The sequence below is a fragment of the Myroides albus genome, from assembly GCF_024722315.1.
Lineage (GTDB): Bacteria > Bacteroidota > Bacteroidia > Flavobacteriales > Flavobacteriaceae > Flavobacterium > Flavobacterium album_A.
The window spans coordinates 1,918,936-1,938,497 of sequence record NZ_CP102754.1; the positions used below are offsets into that span (position 1 = coordinate 1,918,936).

At 34.8% G+C, this 19,562-nt stretch carries 21 protein-coding genes, 4 tRNA genes and 1 riboswitch; of the genes, 15 read left to right on the plus strand and 10 right to left on the minus strand.

What is annotated here, in order from left to right:
- Positions 1-25: 25 nt before the first annotated feature.
- The 4 genes from NWE55_RS08825 (at position 26) to NWE55_RS08840 (ending at position 431) form a co-directional block, all read left to right on the plus strand.
- Positions 26-98: transfer RNA gene (locus NWE55_RS08825), tRNA-Gly, on the plus strand.
- Between the two features lie 38 nt (positions 99-136).
- Positions 137-209 (plus strand) — tRNA-Gly (locus NWE55_RS08830).
- Between the two features lie 38 nt (positions 210-247).
- Positions 248-320: transfer RNA gene (locus NWE55_RS08835), tRNA-Gly, on the plus strand.
- A gap of 38 nt (positions 321-358) precedes the next feature.
- Positions 359-431 (plus strand) — tRNA-Gly (locus NWE55_RS08840).
- Between the two features lie 440 nt (positions 432-871).
- Here the strand turns inward: NWE55_RS08840 and NWE55_RS08845 are convergent.
- The 6 genes from NWE55_RS08845 to NWE55_RS08870 all read right to left on the minus strand — a co-directional run bounded on the left by NWE55_RS08845 (position 872) and on the right by NWE55_RS08870 (position 8,441).
- Positions 872-1,957 carry a DUF4465 domain-containing protein gene (locus NWE55_RS08845; RefSeq protein WP_155093010.1) on the minus strand — a complete coding sequence of 362 codons (1,086 nt, stop codon included), beginning with the start codon at positions 1,955-1,957 and terminating at the stop codon, positions 872-874.
- A 174-nt stretch (positions 1,958-2,131) separates the two neighbouring features.
- The gene (locus NWE55_RS08850) at positions 2,132-3,235 is read right to left on the minus strand and encodes a DUF4465 domain-containing protein (protein ID WP_155093009.1); all 1,104 of its coding nucleotides are present in this window, start codon (positions 3,233-3,235) and stop codon (positions 2,132-2,134) included.
- Positions 3,236-3,266: 31 nt separating this feature from the next.
- Positions 3,267-4,298, minus strand: a complete 1,032-nt coding sequence (locus tag NWE55_RS08855) for a PKD domain-containing protein (protein ID WP_155093008.1) — start codon at positions 4,296-4,298, stop codon at positions 3,267-3,269.
- Positions 4,299-4,314: 16 nt separating this feature from the next.
- Positions 4,315-5,382 (minus strand): YncE family protein, encoded by a 1,068-nt coding sequence (locus NWE55_RS08860; RefSeq protein WP_373425567.1) that lies wholly within the window; start codon positions 5,380-5,382, stop codon positions 4,315-4,317.
- 68 nt (positions 5,383-5,450) lie between these two features.
- Positions 5,451-7,520 (minus strand): TonB-dependent receptor, encoded by a 2,070-nt coding sequence (locus NWE55_RS08865; protein WP_160339436.1) that lies wholly within the window; start codon positions 7,518-7,520, stop codon positions 5,451-5,453.
- 115 nt (positions 7,521-7,635) lie between these two features.
- A riboswitch (cobalamin riboswitch) is annotated at positions 7,636-7,820 on the minus strand.
- 156 nt (positions 7,821-7,976) lie between these two features.
- A complete protein-coding gene (locus tag NWE55_RS08870) occupies positions 7,977-8,441 on the minus strand; it encodes a MepB family protein (RefSeq protein WP_155093005.1) in 465 nt (154 codons plus the stop codon).
- A 96-nt stretch (positions 8,442-8,537) separates the two neighbouring features.
- Between NWE55_RS08870 and NWE55_RS08875 the strand changes: the two genes are divergently transcribed.
- Together NWE55_RS08875 and NWE55_RS08880 are read left to right on the plus strand one after the other, a co-directional pair.
- Positions 8,538-9,422: a DMT family transporter gene (locus NWE55_RS08875; protein ID WP_155093004.1), complete on the plus strand. Its 885-nt coding sequence runs from the start codon at positions 8,538-8,540 to the stop codon at positions 9,420-9,422.
- Positions 9,423-9,479: 57 nt separating this feature from the next.
- Entirely contained in the window at positions 9,480-9,803 is a 324-nt protein-coding gene (locus NWE55_RS08880) for a hypothetical protein (protein ID WP_155093003.1), read from the plus strand.
- A gap of 25 nt (positions 9,804-9,828) precedes the next feature.
- Here NWE55_RS08880 and NWE55_RS08885 read toward each other — a convergent pair whose 3' ends face one another.
- Positions 9,829-10,335 carry a DUF456 domain-containing protein gene (locus NWE55_RS08885; protein WP_155093002.1) on the minus strand — a complete coding sequence of 169 codons (507 nt, stop codon included), beginning with the start codon at positions 10,333-10,335 and terminating at the stop codon, positions 9,829-9,831.
- A 52-nt stretch (positions 10,336-10,387) separates the two neighbouring features.
- Between NWE55_RS08885 and NWE55_RS08890 the strand changes: the two genes are divergently transcribed.
- A complete protein-coding gene (locus tag NWE55_RS08890; protein WP_155093001.1) occupies positions 10,388-10,867 on the plus strand; it encodes a hypothetical protein in 480 nt (159 codons plus the stop codon).
- On the opposite strand, the gene NWE55_RS08895 is transcribed toward NWE55_RS08890, so the two are convergent.
- On the minus strand, positions 10,864-11,805 hold the full coding sequence (locus NWE55_RS08895) for a hypothetical protein (RefSeq protein ID WP_155093000.1): 942 nt from the start codon (positions 11,803-11,805) through the stop codon (positions 10,864-10,866). The two genes, NWE55_RS08890 and NWE55_RS08895, sit on opposite strands and share 4 nt — an antisense overlap.
- Before the next feature lie 119 nt (positions 11,806-11,924).
- On the opposite strand from NWE55_RS08895, the gene ruvC reads away from it, so the two are divergent.
- From ruvC to NWE55_RS08925, 6 genes are read left to right on the plus strand one after another with little or no spacing between them, the layout of a single operon-like run.
- Complete coding sequence (gene ruvC / locus NWE55_RS08900) at positions 11,925-12,482, plus strand: crossover junction endodeoxyribonuclease RuvC (protein ID WP_155092999.1); 558 nt, start codon at positions 11,925-11,927, stop codon at positions 12,480-12,482.
- Entirely contained in the window at positions 12,482-13,615 is a 1,134-nt protein-coding gene (gene hemW, locus NWE55_RS08905) for a radical SAM family heme chaperone HemW (RefSeq protein WP_160339440.1), read from the plus strand. The genes ruvC and hemW overlap by 1 nt, the downstream gene beginning before the upstream one ends.
- A gap of 4 nt (positions 13,616-13,619) precedes the next feature.
- On the plus strand, positions 13,620-14,390 hold the full coding sequence (locus tag NWE55_RS08910) for a cyclase family protein (protein ID WP_155092997.1): 771 nt from the start codon (positions 13,620-13,622) through the stop codon (positions 14,388-14,390).
- Between the two features lie 3 nt (positions 14,391-14,393).
- A complete protein-coding gene (locus NWE55_RS08915; protein WP_155092996.1) occupies positions 14,394-14,765 on the plus strand; it encodes an MmcQ/YjbR family DNA-binding protein in 372 nt (123 codons plus the stop codon).
- Positions 14,766-14,767: 2 nt separating this feature from the next.
- Positions 14,768-15,133, plus strand: a complete 366-nt coding sequence (locus NWE55_RS08920; protein ID WP_155092995.1) for an MmcQ/YjbR family DNA-binding protein — start codon at positions 14,768-14,770, stop codon at positions 15,131-15,133.
- 42 nt (positions 15,134-15,175) lie between these two features.
- On the plus strand, positions 15,176-15,706 hold the full coding sequence (locus NWE55_RS08925; RefSeq protein WP_155092994.1) for a GNAT family N-acetyltransferase: 531 nt from the start codon (positions 15,176-15,178) through the stop codon (positions 15,704-15,706).
- Between the two features lie 427 nt (positions 15,707-16,133).
- Here NWE55_RS08925 and NWE55_RS08930 read toward each other — a convergent pair whose 3' ends face one another.
- The gene (locus tag NWE55_RS08930; RefSeq protein ID WP_155092993.1) at positions 16,134-16,619 is read right to left on the minus strand and encodes a hypothetical protein; all 486 of its coding nucleotides are present in this window, start codon (positions 16,617-16,619) and stop codon (positions 16,134-16,136) included.
- Positions 16,620-16,849: 230 nt separating this feature from the next.
- Positions 16,850-17,674: a ribonucleoside-diphosphate reductase subunit alpha gene (locus tag NWE55_RS08935; protein ID WP_155092992.1), complete on the minus strand. Its 825-nt coding sequence runs from the start codon at positions 17,672-17,674 to the stop codon at positions 16,850-16,852.
- 361 nt (positions 17,675-18,035) lie between these two features.
- On the opposite strand from NWE55_RS08935, the gene NWE55_RS08940 reads away from it, so the two are divergent.
- Together NWE55_RS08940 and NWE55_RS08945 are read left to right on the plus strand one after the other, a co-directional pair.
- On the plus strand, positions 18,036-18,428 hold the full coding sequence (locus tag NWE55_RS08940; RefSeq protein ID WP_155092991.1) for a hypothetical protein: 393 nt from the start codon (positions 18,036-18,038) through the stop codon (positions 18,426-18,428).
- A 58-nt stretch (positions 18,429-18,486) separates the two neighbouring features.
- Positions 18,487-19,494 (plus strand): TQO small subunit DoxD, encoded by a 1,008-nt coding sequence (locus NWE55_RS08945; RefSeq protein WP_155092990.1) that lies wholly within the window; start codon positions 18,487-18,489, stop codon positions 19,492-19,494.
- Positions 19,495-19,562: the final 68 nt, after the last annotated feature.

Sequence of the window (19,562 nt, forward strand, 5' to 3'; positions counted from 1 at the left end):
TGTAAGTTTTCAAATCACATCAAATGCGGAAGTAGCTCAGTTGGTAGAGCTCCAGCCTTCCAAGCTGGTTGTCGCGAGTTCGAGCCTCGTCTTCCGCTCTAATAAACTCGGTGTAAGTTTTCAAATCACATCAAATGCGGAAGTAGCTCAGTTGGTAGAGCTCCAGCCTTCCAAGCTGGTTGTCGCGAGTTCGAGCCTCGTCTTCCGCTCTAATAAACTCGATGTAAGTTTTCAAATCACATCAAATGCGGAAGTAGCTCAGTTGGTAGAGCTCCAGCCTTCCAAGCTGGTTGTCGCGAGTTCGAGCCTCGTCTTCCGCTCTAATAAACTCGATGTAAGTTTTCAAATCACATCAAATGCGGAAGTAGCTCAGTTGGTAGAGCTCCAGCCTTCCAAGCTGGTTGTCGCGAGTTCGAGCCTCGTCTTCCGCTCAAAAAGAGCTTAAGTATATTTACTTAAGCTCTTTTTTTGCTTTATGTCGTCCTGAAATTGGGTATTTGGGATCAGTGTCAAAAGTTGGGGACTACGCAAAAAGTTTAGTTAATCTAAACAGGAAAAACTTCTCACCTTTCACTGAATCAAGAGCAAAAGTAGGATCAATGACAAAAGTTGAGTGGCTTAACTTCAATTTTAATGAATAGCTCAGTCTAATGGTGTTTTGTCAGCAGTTGTTTGGTATAATACAAGATCTTATGAAATCTCTTTTATGTTTTAGTTGTATTTTACGTTGACTAAAGGAATTGGTTTTGATTAGATTTTTGTCACAGTATTTAAGAAAGTTAGGTAAGTGAGAATCTTCTCATTTTATCGATTACAAAAAAAAGAGGTTACCTATTTAGGTAACCTCTTAATATGTCTAATAATTGTCTAATTATTTCACAGCTTTTTTATGTGCTACAATGTCTTTGATAGTAAATAAAGCAGGTGTGTTTATACCATATTCTCCTTTATCTGATGAATCAACATAGAATACTATGTATTTTGCAGCTTTTTTGTCTTTAAATTGAATCTTTTGCCAATCTTTTGTTATAGTGTCACCATCTTTTTTGAAGTTAACCAGTTTTTGTTCGATAGGTTTTTCGTTTAAAACTTTTTTGTTTTCATCTAATAGATAGATAACTACTGAAAAATAATCTCCTTTCTCAAATTTTTTAGCAAAGCTATCACCGTTTGTAATTGAATAATATGTATATGGACTTAAGCCAAGATTGATTTCAACAGGTACTAGTTCACTGCTGTCTTCTCCTTGTAATGTTACAACTGTTGCAGTTTTTTCAATGTCAATAACTTCTCCTTTTGTATACGTTTTTTCAGCACCTTCAGTATAAGCTACTAAGAAAGGTATAGTTTCTTTATCTTTGATAGTATTAGCCATAGTTCCGTGCATATTCTGTGCAAAATTGGTTTCATGGTCAGTCTTGTCTATACTGTTGGATGCTATGAAACCATTCCAGTACTTTGCATCGCCGAACTCAGTCACAGAGTGACTAAAAAGGAAGTTATTGCTTTCAATTTTAGCGCCGTCTGTATATGTTCCATCCCAAATATAACCATCTTTTACTTCTATTTGTAAAGGAATTTCTTTAAGGTCTAATACGTTGTAGTTTTCGCCATAGAAAGATGTAACAGCATAATTATATAGGTTAATAACCCCTTCTTTATTCGTTGTTTTTAAAGTAATAGATTCTGTTTTTGCAAAATCCATTTTGTAAGTTAAAACTGGTGAATCGGAAAGTTCTTTCTGTGTTGTATTATTGAACCATTTAAAGGTTAAACCTGTTGGGTCAATTTTTGGATCAATAGTAAATTCCTCTCTTGCTTCAGCGTTTACTTTCTCCTCTTGAATATAGATTACATCATTTGAATTGTCATCACTTGAACAAGAAGTAAAAACTGTAGTGGTGATTGTTAAACCTAAAATAAATAATAAACTTGTACGTAAAAATCGCAGTTTCATTGTAAGTGTGTTATTGTTAATAATAAATGCAAATATAGTTTAATTAGTAGGTATTTTATTGTGTATTATTAAATAAAACATCTTTAATTATGACAAATTATGTCGTTATTTTTCTTTATATATTGCGGATTAAGGATTTATAAAAAAGTAACCCGAAAGGGTTACTTCTTAAAATTAATTATCTACTTTATCAACTGTTATGGCATCAAGACAAAAATACACAGCCGTATTAGGTCCCACTGTTGGGTCTGCATCTGTAGTATCAAGTTGAAAGAAAATATACTTAACTTCTCCTAAGGCACTTATGTCAACTTTTTCCCAATTTTGTGACATGATAAGTTCATCGCCTCGGTAGTCTGCTAAATAATGGGTTACTGATTCTGGTTTTACATTGTTGTCTTTATCAACTCCTTTAACTGTAATTGTAAAGTAGTCCCCTTTTTCAAATTTACGCGCAAAACCATCCCCATTAAGATTTCCCCAATATGGCCATGGATGATTAGCGATTGATACACTTACTGCTTTGTAGGTGTCGTCTTCTGAACCTATTTTTACCCAATTAGAGTATTGTTCTTCATCAAATTTTTTGGGATCAGCATTCCAGTCTTTCATATAATATCCCCAATAGCCCACAATGTATGGAGTTCCTTCACCTTTAACTCCTCCTTTAGCCATGTTACCCCATTGGTAGTTTATCCAACCTACAGAACCTCCGTCATCTGAGTGCGATAAGTTATCTGTACTGTTTGAAACCGTAAAACCATCCCAATAATTCCAACTTTCTTCTGCAGTATGTGAGAATTTAAAGATTTGATGTTCTACATAAGTTCCTCCTATATAGGTGTTTTTCCAATACTTTCCACCTAAAGTTTCTTTTCCGTCAGATAAATCAAAAGAGGTCAAATCTAACGTAACATAGTTGTAGTCCAAACTCTTATCTACACTAACCTGATAGGTGTAAAGAGTAATTGTGCTTGGGCTTACTGTTTTTAGTGTTATTTCGTGTACACCTGCTGAATCTAATGTATATTTGAGGATAGGTTCTGTTGAAATAACTTCGTCATTTAAGTACCAAAAGTAGGTTAAGTTACTTGCTTCTATTTGAGGGTCAATCACGAACTCTTGTTTGGCAATCGTTTTTATTTCTACAGTCTCTTTGACGATTGGAGTGCTATAAGGAGTGCTGTCATCACTCGAACAACCTGTAAGTAGCGTTGCAGTTAAAGCTATTCCTAAAAAGAATAGTTTAGTGAATTTGAATACGTTGTAATTTTTCATTTTGATTGGTTATTTAAAGTTTTTATTTTAATTATCTCGTAGGAATAGTTACTTTGGCTTTGTGTAAGTCTATTACTCCGCTTACTTCTGTTGAGGTTTCTCCCAACCATCCAGCTTGTTGATTTACTCCTGTATATATTTTGATAAAGTCCACGCCCGGAAGGTTTGCTTTCTTACCTGCACGGTCTACTGCCCAATTGATGTCAATAGCTGATTCATCATCATTGTTGGGTGCATTATCAGCATATCCGTAATCAAAACTATACAATACCCAGTAAGTGCCTTTGCCACTTTCGTCTATAGCATTATTTGGTAGTTTGGTACCAGTGAATGTGATTTTATCTTCATTTATCCACTCAGGAAAATAGTTTTGCTGGTGGTATGTGTTTTTAGGCATGTAACCGCTCTGACCTTGGTTATCTTCCCATTTTATGTACTCGATGTCGGTAGCCCATTTGTTGATAGTATCTATTACAGGAGCTTTGTTTGGATCAGGTTTGTGATAAGTGATACTGTAGTTTGCTATTGTTTCACTATTAGTGTGTTCACTCCCAGCGATTTCGTACCATTCATCCTCATCGGGTACACCATTTTTGTTAGCATCATAAGCTACCATGATTACTCCAGGTTCGCAGCTACCCCCTCTATTGGTAGCATTTGAATTTGGGTTGCTATTCGCCCAGAATGCATTACCTAATACTTTAAAGTCTCTTAGTCCTTCTACATTTTTGATAGTTTCATCAAACCCTACGACTATATATCCTCCAAATCCTCCAAGAGAAACCATAGATAGTTTGTCTCCAGAAATAGCTTTCAGTGCTTTCTTCTTCATTTCTTCTTCCGTGTCTCCCTTGACATATTTTGGGATATCGTTTGTAAATTGACCAGCAGCAGGTTTGAAGTCAATTACTTTTGTCACATCACTATAGTTATAAGAGATGGTAGGAGGGGTGTTATCTTCTTCTTTTGTGGTGCTGTCATCACTGCTTGAACAGCTGTACAAAGCAATTGCAGCTGTGAACGCCATTGCGATGTTTAATAGATTTATTTTGTATTTAATCATGGTTATTGAATGTTAGTTATTTTTTTATAAAAGCAAAATGCGCCGGAATATTGCCTCCTGTAGTTTTCCACTTCAGTTGACCTTCTGGTGAATAACAATACACAAAGCCTGTTCCGACATAGTCTTGCGCATCAGTCATAAAGATTTCCTTTGTTTCGGGATTTACAGCAATACCATAAGGAATTAAAATTTGTTTGTCAGTACCATCTTTGATGATATTGTCAGTTATCACTTGCTTGGTATCAGTATCGAGTATACCGTATGATATGGTATTGTTTCCCGTATTGTGTTTATACGAAGTAGCGTAGTAATACAATTTATTGTCGTCTATCGTCATATTACTTACTGGTATGTCTAATTTTTTGACAACCTGATCTGTTGCACTGTCAATTACATATAAATTTGGTTCTACGTCGTAGTAATCACCACGTGAACTGACATAGATGTCGCCATTGCGATCTATTTGCATGCGGTGAAGGTTGATGCCTACATCTATTTTCTTAATTTCCTCAAAGGTGTTCAAATCCACTACAGATACCGTTGTATCGTAATTTGGTACACGATATCCTCCCGAATTTGCTACATATAGTTTGTGGTCTTTTATAACCATTTCCTCAGGCTGGTATCCAACAACTACTTTTCTTGTCACCTCTAAAGAAAGGGTGTCTATTTCGGCTACAAATCCTATCTCTGCATTTGGATTTATCTCCACCTTGCCTGAGTAAGAACTCACATAAGCTTTTCCGTCCTTAAAGTTCAAATAGCGGCAGTTAGGGACATGTATTTGTTTGATGTGTTTTCCTGTAGCTACGTCGAATACTTCTACAAAGTTTGAAACGTTAATTGTAGCATATACTTTACTTCCATAGATTTTGATGTCATTGCCAACATCGCCAAGCTCTTTTGTGATGTTGGGATTTCTTTCAGAGAAAATGTCTCTGGTATATACACCCGTATCGTAGGTAAACATATCTATAGAAGCTCTATTCATCCCCATATTACCTTCGTTTAGGAGGTAAAACCCACTGTACTCTTCGTTGTTTGTAGGTATAGAAACGTTAGAGCTGTCCGATGTGAATATCATTTCATCTTTTCGGCAACTTATAACTAAGAGCGTTAAACAGAAAACGGTTAAAAGTTTTTTTATTCTTATCATAAATCAATGCTTAAAGTAAAACGAAAATTACGCCCAGGCATTGGGAAATTTGTTACGACCTCATAATATTGGTTCGCTAAGTTATTTGCTTCAACGATAGCTTTGAATTTATAATCTTTCCATTTAAAGCTCTTTTGAAGTGAAATATCATGAGTATACCAAGGTTGTATTTCATTGCGTTTTATGTTGTTTTTATTGCCATTATATCGCTTACCTACATAAATAAAACTGTAGTTAAGTCCCCAATCTTTGTAGTTTAATTCGACTATCGAAGATCCAGAATGCCAAGGAGCATATGGTATTTGATCTCCATAATATGACGGTTTTCCGTATAGTGTTAAACTCTTGTCTTTCGAGCTTGTGTATTCGTAGGTAAGGTTAATTCCTAAGTCTAAGTCAGGAAGTATATTTAATGTAGTTCCTACTGCTGATTCAATTCCGTAGTTTTCTACCTTACCAAGGTTAGTCATCATCCATCGCATCATACTTGAAGTAGGAGATGCTATGATTTTGTCTGTGATATTTGCATAATAAGATTCTACTGAAACGCGAAATTCTTTGACGAAAGAGTGGTTAAGTGCTTTATTGTAATTAATCCCTAAGTTAAATTGCCTTGATATTTCAGGTCTTAGGTTTGACGTTCCTAATTGTGTATAGTAGAGGTCATTGAAAGTTGGAAGTCGAAAGATGTATTTGTAAAAAGCATGAATGTTTAGATTGTGTTCATTCCAAGGTTTGTAACTTACAAATAGGGAAGGAGCCCAGACAGATCTATTTGGTGCTTTGAAATTGTGACGCACTTTTTCATTCGTAAAGGTTCCCAGTATGTTTCCTTGTGCTTTTACTTTACCTAAATCAACCGAAGTTGCAAAGGCAGTCATAAAAGTATATCTTTCAGGATAGGAGAATAAAGTACCTTGTCCTTTTCGTGTAGCATTTAGTTTGTTGTATTGCAGGTCTGTAGAAAGTGAAACTTCCCATATAGGGCTAATTTTATACAGATGAGCTGCAGATATATACCAGTCTTGTTGGTAGAAGGTATTGTCAAATTGGGGGTTATAGGTAACCTCCTCTCCTTGAAAATCTACCGTTTTACGAGAGGTGTAATTCATAAGGTCATAGGCAAACTTAGCTTTTAGCAGAAACTGGTATCGATCAGATACATATCTTGTCCATTCAGCTTGTCCCATAAAGTTTTTGTCAATTTGACGCTCGTTGATGTTCTCGGTTTCTAAGGTAACGTCACTTTTCTTGATAACAGCTCCTGGAAGACCTCTATCTGATTGATAGTAATATAGGTTTGCAGACCATGTGTTTTTATCGTCTTTACCATACCAAGAATTTTCAATTCGGTAAGCATCTATGTCGCTATTCAGGCGATGTCCGACTGTGTCGTAAGCGACTGTCCCATTTAGGTTATGTCGCTTTTGTCTGAATTTGTAACGGCCGTTAGAATGCATGTATTCTGCACTTATAGTAGTGCTAACATTATCGTTAATTTTGTATTCTGTACGAATGGAAGGATTGGTTAATTGAATGCTACCAGCTTTATACTTCGCTGATAGGTTAACATCTTTTCCCTCTGTGAAAACAGGCTTTTTAGTTTGGATATAGACTGTAGATGCTGAGGCATATTCTTTTGCAGACTGGAAGATAGTACTCCTTTGTCCATTATATAGTTTTATTGCCTCTACATTGTCAAGAGAGAATTTACCTAAATCCACAATACCGTTTTGTGCGTTTCCAATCTGTATACCATTGTAGAAGACTCCTACGTGGTGCGTTCCCATGTTTCGAACATCTATCGTCTTAAGTCCTCCCATGCCACCGTAATCCTTAATTTTTACTCCAGAAAAGTAGCGTAGGGCATCTGCTACACTATGGCTATTAAGTCGTTCGAGAGCTTCTCCCGAAAGTGTTTGTACTGGTATAAGATCTTTGAAAACTTCTTTTTGAATGACAATTTCATTTAATGTGGTAATACTGTCTTTTTGTGTTTGTGCAAAAAGCGTAACCTTGCCAACCCAGAGGAAGGCAATAGACAATAAGCAGAATTTTAATTTCATAGTTTTTGGGCTAATATTTAGTCTAATACCTTTGGGCTAATACAGACGCATAAAACATTAGTCCCTAAATTAGGGGAAGTGTTGTAGCGTGTTTGTTTTATACCCGAAAACATTAAACAGCAATCAATAGATGGCAGGTATTCTGACTTACTCTTTATACAAACGTCCTTCCCATATTAGGCCAATACAGTGGACAACGAGGTTTGCTAAATTTATGAGCTTACAGCAGCGGGTCTGTTTAGGACTTTCACCTAATTCCCTTTTTATTATTATTCTAATAAACCACCTTGATTGATACAAATATATGTAAAAAACTCATTTGAAAAAGGAATTAAGTAGCATACTATCAGAAAAATAAGGTCTTTCAAAGCTTGATGACTAAGTAACCTATTGCTTTTTGTAGATAAGGGTATGGATATTCCTCTTTTTATTTTTTGAAGAAAGTAATTATATTATCTAATTGTTTTCAACAGTGTGGAAATAGGGTAGGTGACTTTTATACGTTTTTGTTGCTTGTTTATTCATATTATCTTCAGCAGTGGGGTAGACACGCATGCCTCTTTTACCTTGGGTTTGTTCTGAGGAGATAATATTCAATTCAATTAATGTGTTTTTGGGATAAAGGAAGAACCCTTTGATGGAAGGAGAATCGATATCGATTAAAAGGAAGTCAAAATCGTCATCGTTAGAATAAGGTCTTGTTTGTCCATCCTCATCACGTTCCCATATTGCCACAAAAAGGCCTACTTTTTTAGGAGTTAGTTTCGCTTTTCTATAAATAATATTTTTGTTTTCTAACGTAAATGAACAGGCATTGTATTCACTTGTTTCTCTTGGGAACTTAAAATCACATGGTATTGCTTGAGTAGAAATGTTTAGTACACCTTGCAGTGTCTTTAAGAAGGATGGAATAGAAGCCATTATTATATAAATTTGAGGATAAAAAGTAAAAGTAATTATTGTTGTCGTAAATTTTGTAAAATCATTGTTTATTTGCAATATATTTAAAATAGTACCATGTTTTCAAAACCGAGAATTGCATTGTTTATTGGGATTCTGTGTATTTCAATTTTCCCTGTCATTGTAAAGATGAATTTGACTCCAAGTCTAATTTCTGCTTTTTATCGTATGGCAATTGCCGCACTATTTGTGGTTCCTTATGCTTTTATTACTAAGAAGTTGCATATTTATCCACGTAGAACGATGTTTTATATTGTCTTATGCGGTATTTTCTTTGGTTCTGATATTGCGGTTTGGAATCAAGCGATTCAAGGATCTACCGCGACACAAGCGACGTTGTTAACTAATTTAGCACCTGTTTGGGTAGGGATAGGAAGCTATTTTTTCTTAACTAATAAGCCAAGTATCAATTTTTGGATAGGGACGGTGTTTGCTTTGATAGGAATGGTTGTACTTGTTGGTGTAGATGTGTTTGTTAATTTGTCTTTTGATTTGCCATTCGGATTGGGTATTCTCTCAGGGGTCTTATATGCGTGTTATATCTTATTGAGTAAAAAAGTATTGGGCGAAGTAGGTGTAATTCCATTTATGACCTATAGTTTGCTTGTTTCTTCTCTTTTCTTAGGAATAGTTAATTGGATTAGTGGTTCCAGTTTTATTGGCTTTAGTACAGCAGGATGGTTAAGTCTTGTTGTACAGGGGATAGTTTGCCAATTGTTAGCTTGGTTGTTAATTAGCTATGCCACACAGAATATGAGGGCAACAAGAGTATCGTTGAGTTTATTAAGTCAAGCTCTTATCGCTGCTCTTTTGGCATGGATGTTCTTAGATGAGGATATATCAAGTAAGATGATTTACGGTGGAGTTATAATTCTATTTGGTATTGCTATCACATTTATCGAAAAACCTTTATGGTCTTTTAGAAAGAGAGTGATTAAGTAGAATAAGCACTGTTTTTTGGTTTAAATGCCTTATATTTAAATGATTAAATTTTTAAATATGAAAGTAGATTTTTATACTAAGGCAATACTAACTGTTATCGCAGGTTGTTTATTGATAATGGTAATTCGAGATTTATCAATTGTTCCAAAAGCCCATGCTACAGAGGGAAGTATTCCAAATTCTGCGCCTTTAGGATATGGATTAGTTCCTTTGAATGACGATGGTAGTATGAATGTGCGAGTAAGTAATTTTGATGAATATACTAACGATGTAAATGTTCGTTTTAACGATGAGTTGAAAGTGCGCATTACCAATTCTGAAATCAAGACATCAATGAGTAATTCTTTTGGTAATGTTATACGAGTGAAGCTTGAAAAGTAAGTTAGTTAAATGGTTAGTTAAGTAATTAGTTGCCGAACCAAACAGCGTAGTTTTTAATCATGATAAAAACTCCTAAACCAAAGAATACGATACCTGCAAAAACTTTCATGAAAGTTGAGGCAAGGAATCCTATAAATGATCCTACTGCTGCTTTGAAAGCTCTGGAAAGATCATCGCTTTTGTAAATTATTTCACCTATGAAAGCGCCTAAGAAAGGGCCAATGATAAAACCAAACGGAATAGGTGCGATTAAGCCAACAACTAATCCAATATTGGTACCCCATACTCCATAACTACTTCCTCCGAAACGCTTGGTACCCACAGAAGGAATTACGTAGTCGAGAATGGTGATTGCGATTGTAATGACGGCAGTAGCCCAAAGTAAATAACCGCTAACAGAAACTCCTTCTACAAAATACAAAGACAATAATCCAAACCAGCTTAAAGGAAGACCTGGAAGACCTGGTAATACACTGCCGATTAAGCCAATCAAGAGTAATGCTATACTTAATATTAATAGAAAATATTCCATCGATTTTTTTTTGTATTTTTGATTAATTAACGTCCGACATTAGTAATTAAGTATGTATAGGTTAGTATTTTTTACCATTATAGCTTTCTCTTTTACCGCTTGTCAGTTTTCAACTTCTAAGATAGAAAAAGAAGGTGAATTATTACAAAAAGAGTTAGAAAAAATTGATTGGTCCAAGGTGGATACCTATCCAAACTTTGAAGGTTGTGATACTATTCAAGATTTGCAGCAGAAGAAAGATTGCTTTTTCGATAGTGTTGCACTCGAATTGCAACAGCGACTATTACAGGACACGTTAGAAGGGAAGTTCTCTCAAATTGAAAGTGTGCAAGTATTAGTTACAGTTCAAGCAGATTCCAAAATTGACTTTGCTGTTTATAAAGCACCAGATAGCTTAGCTATTCAGATATATGCTATTGACAGTTTATTACAAGAGAAAAAGAAAGATTTTCCTGCTATATATCCCGCAACTAAAAGAGGTATTCCTGTATCTACTCAATTTGTTATTCCTGTGTTATTAAACAAATACTAAGTTGATTTTACTCGATAAGTCAATACGAAATAACTCCCTATACTTATCGGTAGCACAATGTTTAATAACCATATCAGTGTAGCTACTAAAGCTACTACCCACTGGCTAACGTCTAAGGCCGAGAATATAAACATGGCGATACTCCCCTTTACAGCAAATTCAAGAAACTGAAAATTCGGCAAAGATGAAGCCATTAAATAAATAGCAGATACAGCACAGAGCAATTCAAAGTATGGAATATCTACTCCGAATAAGTAGTATAAGATTACGTATTGATGCGTGAATGAGGCATATCGGAGTGAGGCTAAGAACAGGTTCTTGCGGTGTTTAGATTTAGGGATTTCTTTTAACAGGTTGATAATGGTCTGTAGTGAGTACCCTTTGATAGCGAAATTGCGCACCGAGAATAATAAAGTTAGCACAACAGTAATAATACCAAAAGTAATCCACAAATATCGATTGGGAATGATTTCGTGATATTGATTTAAAACTGTTAGCCCAATTAACCCAAATAGGATAGCATAGATTACTTGTACTCCGTTACATACCATATTGAGGAATATGACACGAGGGGCGTCTTTTTTCTCAAAATACAGTGCCTTACCAGCGTATTCACCGATGCCGTTAGGGGTAAAGATACCCAAAGTTAAGGCACTTAACACCTGCTTGGTTGCTTGTCCAACGGATACGGGTTTAATAAGAGAAGATAAGCTTTGCCATTTGAGAATTTCAACGAAGCGGTTAGAAAAAGTTAAGAACATCAAGGCAATTAAAGCAGGATAATTTTCCTTCTTTGCAATAACCTCGCTTAGTATGTGAAAGTCCAACGTTTCATCATGCGATAGCTGGTTGTAGATATAATAAAAAGCGGTGCTAACAACTAATATTTTAATTAGAAGTACGAGATATTGCTTAGTTTTGTCAGATAGAATCTTCATCAGTGCAAAGTAAGCGATTATTTTAAACAGATGTAGTGCTTTAATAAAATTTTCAGAAAAGAGACTTTAATTATAGAATTCTCTTTTCTTCATTATTTAAACAATTAAACACAAGTATTTTGACTGTAGATAGAATCATTTTAGGAATAGATCCAGGAACTAATGTTATGGGATTTGGAGTGATTAAGGTAGTAAACAAAAAAATGGAATTTATTCAATTGAATGAATTGCTATTGTCGAAATATCCTGATAAATACACTCGATTGAAACTTATCTTTGAGAGAACCATTGAGTTGATAGAGACACATCATCCAGATGAGGTTGCCATTGAGGCTCCCTTTTTAGGTAATAATGCGCAGTCTATGTTGACACTGGGACGTGCTCAGGGTGTAGCTATGGCAGCAGCTTTATCACGCAGTATACCAGTTACTGAATATGCTCCTAAGAAAATAAAGATGTCTATCACAGGAAGTGGAAATGCAAGTAAAGAACAGGTTGCAAAAATGTTGCAGCAGTTACTGCCAGGGTTGAAAGAACTGCCTAAGAATTTAGATAGTACAGATGGCTTAGCTGCAGCTGTATGTCACTTTTTTAATAGTGGAAGAACCGTGGTAGGAAAAAGCTATAGTGGTTGGGATGCTTTTGTTAAACAAAATCAAGATCGAGTAAAGAAATAATGGCTGGTATCTATATACATATTCCTTTTTGTAAACAGGCTTGTCATTACTGTGACTTTCACTTTTCTACTTCTTTGAAGAAGAAAGTAGATATGCTGGATTGCTTACACAGAGAATTGGTTTTGCGTAAAGGAGAACTTGAAGGTGAATCTATTGAAACTATTTATTTTGGAGGTGGAACTCCAAGTATCCTCACTGTTGATGAAATTGATAAACTTATACAGACCGTATATGAACAGTTCGAAGTTGTCGATACACCAGAAATCACTTTGGAGGCAAATCCAGATGACTTAGATAGTGAAACACTTCACAAGCTTGCGTGCTCAAAAGTCAATCGATTGAGTATCGGTATTCAGTCTTTTGATGATGAAGATCTCAAAATGATGAACAGGGCACATAATTCTACTGAAGCTATAGAATCACTGGCTTTAGCTACTACCTTGTTTGATAATATATCAATAGACCTAATCTATGGTATTCCCAATATGGATAACGAACGCTGGTTAACCAATGTACAGCGTATCTTAGACTTGGGAATTCCACATATTTCGTGCTATGCCTTAACGGTGGAGGAGCGAACTGCACTCAACAAATTAATTAAAAAAGGTGTAATACCAAGTCCTGAAGAAGAAGTAGCTCATCAGCACTTTATGCTTTTGATTGAAATATTAAGAGCTAATGGGTATATCCATTACGAGCTATCTAATTTCGCTAAACCAGGTTATTACTCTAAGAATAATTCGGCTTATTGGCTGGGTAAGAAGTATCTGGGAATAGGCCCTTCTGCCCATAGTTTTGACGGTACTTACAGAAGTTGGAATATAGCAAATAACAGCTTGTATATAAAAGAGATAAATGACGACAAACTTCCTCGAGAAGTAGAAGAACTCAATTTGACAGATCGCTATAACGAGTATATTATGACGGGATTGCGAACGATATGGGGAGTAGATTTGATGCGTGTAAAGAAAGAGTTCGGTCAATCGTATTACGATTATCTAATTAAACTTTCTTCTTCTTTTATAGCAGATGAATTGATGAAGAATGAAAACAATATACTTACGATCACAGATAAGGGAAAATTCTTAAGTGACGGGATTGCATCTGATTTATTTTATTTAGATTTGAAATAAAACAATGGAGGCATTTATAACCTATTGTGATACAGTATATAGAATTGATTTTTCTAAGCCGATTGACATCTCTATTCCACTTGTCAATTCGGAGGCAAATCCTATTGCATGGTATTTAGATAAGCCTGAAATATCGCCTGTAGTCGTGGGAGAATGGGTAGGTAAAGTGAGTGAAGGTCAATCATCGACTAATTTTAATACTATTATTTTTAATCCTCATGGACATGGTACGCATACAGAATGTCTTGGACATATCACTCATGAATTTTACAGTGTAAATGAGAGTTTAAAAGAATATTTCTTCTTAGCACAACTTATTACAGTCTTCCCACAAAAGCAAGAGAATGACGATTATATCATAACCTTAGAACAAGTGATGGAGCTGTGGATACCACAGAGTCAAAAAGCTATTGTAATTCGTACGACTCCCAATGACCTTAGCAAAAGACAGCGAAAGTACTCCTATACTAATCCTCCTTATTTATGTGCGGATGCTGCAACATACTTAAGAGAGCGAGGAGTTGAACATTTGCTTATAGATCTTCCAAGTGTGGATAGGGAGCAAGACGATGGTCGCTTACTCGCTCATAAAGCATTTTGGAATGTAAAGGATACTCACGTACTCAATCAAGATGCGAGGTTAAGTGCTACGATCACAGAGTTGATTTATGTTCCACAAGAAGTAGAAGATGGTTTCTATTTTTTGAATATACAACTTGCTTCTTTTATAAATGACGCCAGTCCAAGTAAACCTGTATTATATAGAATCATATAAATAATGGAATTAGAAGAATTATTTGATTATTGTTCCTCTAAGTCCTATGCAACAAGTGGTTTTCCATTTAACGAAAACTTACTGACCTTTCAAGTAGGTGGAAAAATATTTGCTATGATAGCGGTTCACTTTTGGGAACAAGGTAATAAAAACATTATACTTAAATGCCCTCCAGAATTGGCTTTGGCATTACGAGACGAATATGTGGATATTACACATGGATATACCATGAATAAAAAACACTGGAATACGATATATCTTAGAGGTAGATTTACACTTGAGCAGATCAAAGAATGGGTAGACTTATCTTATGACTTGGTCTATGATTCACTAATAAGTAAAGAGCTTAATAAGATGGATAAATTATCTTTATAACTATGGATATAAATGTTATATACGATTACTGTTTGAATAAGAAAGGGACAGTAGAAGAATTTCCCTTTGATCAGGAAACCTTAACCTTTAAAGTTGGAGGGAAGATCTATTTACTGCTAAACTTGACCAAATGGGAACAAGGAAATCGATTTATCAATCTCAAATGTGATCCAGAGCGTGCCGAAGAACTTCGTGCCGATTACAATGAGATTACACCAGGATATCACATGAGTAAAAAACATTGGAACAGTGTACAGCTTGGAGGAGCAGTGCAATGGAATTTGCTTAAAGAATTAATTGATCATTCTTATGATTTAGTATTTAATAGTCTTAGCAAGAAATTAAAAGATGAAATAGTTCATTTATAATCTATTTTGTCATTTAGTTTAATCAAAATAAGTACAGAAACAATGAAGGTGTTTATAGAAACCGAAAGATTAGTTATACGCCAGTATAAGGAAAGTGATTTAGCTGATTTCATTAGAATGAATCAGGATGAACACGTTATGGAATTTTTCTTAAGGAAAATGACAGTAGAAGAATCCACAGCGGCTTACCATAGAATGCAAGACAAAATTGAAGAACAAGGGTATGCTTTTTTTGCTGTAGAAGAAAAAAGCAGTGGAAGCTTCATTGGGTTTGTTGGTCTATTGGATATTACATTTGATGTAGATTTTGCGCCTGGAGTAGAGATAGGTTGGCGTATGTTACCTGAGTTCTGGGGCAAAGGATATGCAACAGAAGCAGCAAAGGCTTGTTTGAGATTTGCCAAAGAGACATTGGGATTATCTAAAGTTTATTCCTTTACCACAACACAGAATATTCGCTCGTCTAATGTGATGCAAAAGATTGGAATGAGATATGTAAAGAACTTCAATCACCCTTTAGTTCCCGATGATCATCCCTTACTCGTGCATGTGCTGTATGAGATAAATATGTAATAGGTCAGATGAGGATTGTGACAGATTATCCTTTAAATATATCTTATATAACTTCAAAATAAGATACTGGCAACTATATGTTTACTGAAGAAGAAATCTATGGTCCTAATTTAGAGTATAGATTGTTTTAGTTATTGAGGTAGTAGAACAGAGGTTAAATCTACACAAGTATTAACTTAATGGTGTGTAATTTTTAGTAAAATAACCTATTGAAGTTCTACCTAAATGTGCTATGGTTAGCAAAGTTGTAAAGGCTTTCTCAATTCGCTTGTATCTTAGCAAGGAGTTAGCCTGTGGAGCAATGTGACAAAATCTTTCTTTGCTTTGTACATTCTTTTCAATAAGTACAGGTAAACTGTGAACTATGGAAGGTTCGTTGACTGTAACAAGATAGGAACACAGCAAGTAATAGCTTTTCTATTTTTCTTTATTCTTTGTTGTTTTTCTTAGGGTAGATTGTTATTGGTAATGTTATTTGGGAAGTCAGATTCTTTCCTTTGTACTGTGCAGGATTCCACGAGTCAGCAGTAACATCAACTATCATAGTTTTCATTTTATCATCAGTATTATCAGGAAATAAGCTGCGTATTATTTCTGTTGATTCTAAAACTCCTTGTTCTGAAATAGTTAATTCGAATACTATGGTTACTGGTACAGGTAAGCTTTCTTGAGGAAAGTTTTGATAAAATAATTTAGTAAAGTTTACGTCAATTTGATCTTTTGCAATACGCGAATAGGCAGATTTATAACCTTGATGGTTGTTGAAATCCAAAGTATCAGTGTTTGATCGAGCACAGACCATTGCAGTGCTTGGTATATATTCGTCAATAGTTACCTTATTTTGAGAAAAAGCATTGAATACGAATGCAGTGACTAAACAAAAACTTAAATATAAAGGAAGTTTATTTTTCATTTTTTATTTAAAAGTACAAATTATTTGAATACTTGCAATTAATAATTATGGGGTAGTTTGTAACTTTTTCCAATAGAAAGGAATGCAATTGCAGCAAGATAGAGTAAGTTTCGTATTTGAATGTATAAGCTGAGGTTTTCGGGCAGATAATAAAAAGAGAGGAGCCTTTAAAGCTCCTCTCTATATTCTTGTCATTTTAATAGAATACCACAAGTAAGTTTTATTTATGCTTAATCTTCTTGTGGGAAATAGTATTCTCCTGTGTATTCTAAATTAAATTCTTGTGCAGAGTTTGCTGGAGTACTGATTTTCACACTTGCGTTGTAAATATCTTTACGGATCATTTTTCCTATATTTAAGTTATAGTTTAGGTTGCTTGTAATAAAGTCCTTAATGATGATTTGTCCATCACTGTCAATTTCACCAACCATGATTGTAGGAGATTCAATGTTTTCTGTATTTGGAAGTACATATTTGTATGTCTCATCTTCTTGTAAAATGGCTGGAGCAAAGAACATGAAGTAAATAATGTAATTTGTTTTTAAGTCTGTATGTCTAACAGTCCAAGAGGATACTTTTGCACTATTTTCATCTTCTTCGTCTAAATCAAAGAATCCATCAAAGAATATTTCACCAACGTCAATGTTGTAAGTAGTTCCTTTGTGCTTAAAATAACCTTGTCCATTTGGCTTAGAATCTACATCTACTTTTATGGTGATAGGATCGCTGTCAACATAACCTTTTTTGGTTGCTATAAAGGTAAATTCACCTGCCTCTGTTGCTATCCACTTATTATCTGTAATAGTAGTTCCGTTTGATTGTTTGATGGTTACCTCTGTAATTTCTTTTTCTCCTACTTTGGCTGTGAAAGTAATTTCATCACCGATGTAGATTGTGTTTTCATTAGCTTCTAAGGTAAGCTTTTCCTCTTCAGGTGTCACTACTGGAGGTGGTTCAGGTGGATTGACTACTGGTGTTGTGCTATCGTCACTGCTACAAGAAAAAAAGCCCATTGCTGCTCCAAAAACGGCAATGTAAGTAATAAATTTTTTCATACGTTCTAATGTTTTATAGTTAATTAATTACTAATATATGTAATAATATTTTATAATAATTTATTATTTTCAATAAATTATTCAATAATTATACTTATAAAATAATTATAATTCAATAATGTATTTTTCAAACATTCTCTGTTATTGAATCACTTTTTTTTCTGTATTTCTGTGATAAATAGTTATTAGGCTTATGTATCATTTGAATGTTTAAGGTTTTTGGCTAATATTTCCCACTTTTTGCATTAGGCAGAGTATTTTTTTATTCAAAATACTGTTTAACAATAGTTTGTGTTTTAGTATTATACTTATCGCTAAAAATTGGCTATTTTTGATTTCTTTTGAATTAAACTTTACTTTAATGGTTCGGTTAAAACGCTTTATGTTATTTCAAGTACAGTGCTATATATGGGCGCTACTTGTTGCGTTTGCTACTATTGGATGTTCAGCGAAGCAAAACTTATTTGCCGCATTTGACATCAGTTTAGAGAAACCTTTAACAGGAAGTAAAGCTTTAGCTAATGGGATTAGCATTGTTTGTGACAGTGAGATAAGCAATAAAGTTAACGAGCAATCTGCACAGCAGTTTTATCACAAAGTTGTTCCTTTGTCAGATAAGGACTATGTAGTGAAGGATTTGTCTTTTATAACCACTACATCTACTGTATGGGAAAGTTACATTCTACAATTAGCTGGTACTTCACCACCTTTATATCTCATGTTTAAAAAATTTAAGATTGCTTTGATTGGATAGTTATTTCGAAGAATAAAAATTTAAAATAAACTATTACAATATCTTAGAATTTAATAACATGCAAACTTTTAATAAACAGTCGTTTACTACGGCTGGCTTTTTTACGCTCGCTATTCGCTTAGTAGTTGGGTGGACTTATTTCTCTGCTTTTTGGAGACGTTTAATACTTGAAAATAAACTAATCGAAACCGAAGCAGGTTATATCGGTGTTAAGTTTAATCACTTCTTACCCAATGCAATTGGGATCAAGCCTATTATAGAGTACTTAGTTACTCATCCCGATCTACTTTGGTGGGCAATGGTTATTTTTACGATAGTTGAAGCTATTGTGGGGTTATTTATCATGTTGGGATTATTTACGCGATTGATGTCAATTGGAGTTGTTTCTTTAGCAATGGGGATACTATTGGGATCTGGTTGGATTGGTACAACTTGTTTAGATGAATGGCAGATTGGTGTTTTAGGAGTAGCTACAGGCTTTATTTTATTTTTGACAGGTGGTGGATATGGCTCTTTAGATTACTATTTTGAGAAGAAAGGACTTTCTTTTACCAATAAGAAGTGGTTTGGTTTCTTGGGTTCAGGTGTTTTGCCGATTAAGAATTTGAAACCGATTGTATTTGTAGGGTCTTTTGCTATTCTTCTTTTGACACTTTACACGAATCAAGTTTTTCACGGAGGAGTATTTGGTACATTGCACAATAAGTCAGTTAAGCCAAAAATTGAATTGAATCAAGTAAATTGGGTAGATAATTCATTGAAATTTGAGGTTTATCGCGTAGAAGGAGCAGATGTATACGGTTCATTTTTGATTGGTGTTCAATTGGAAACTAAATCAGGAAGGGTGATCCAACACTGGGATGGAAAAGCACTTTCTCAAGTAAGTGAGGATTCAATTGACAATGCTTACGTTGCTCAAGTGAAGGCTGGTAAACACAGTATGGTTATTCCCTTAGGAGCTAAGGCAATCTTGAATTTTCAAACAGAAAATAGTAGACCTTCAGAGGACGTTGTATTGCGATTGATTGATATCAGTGGAATAGAATGGACTGCTGAGGTAAAATAGAATAAAAGTATTTTGACTTTGCCAAAGAGATACTGCTTTTGAGCAGTATCTCTTTTTTGTTTTAATCG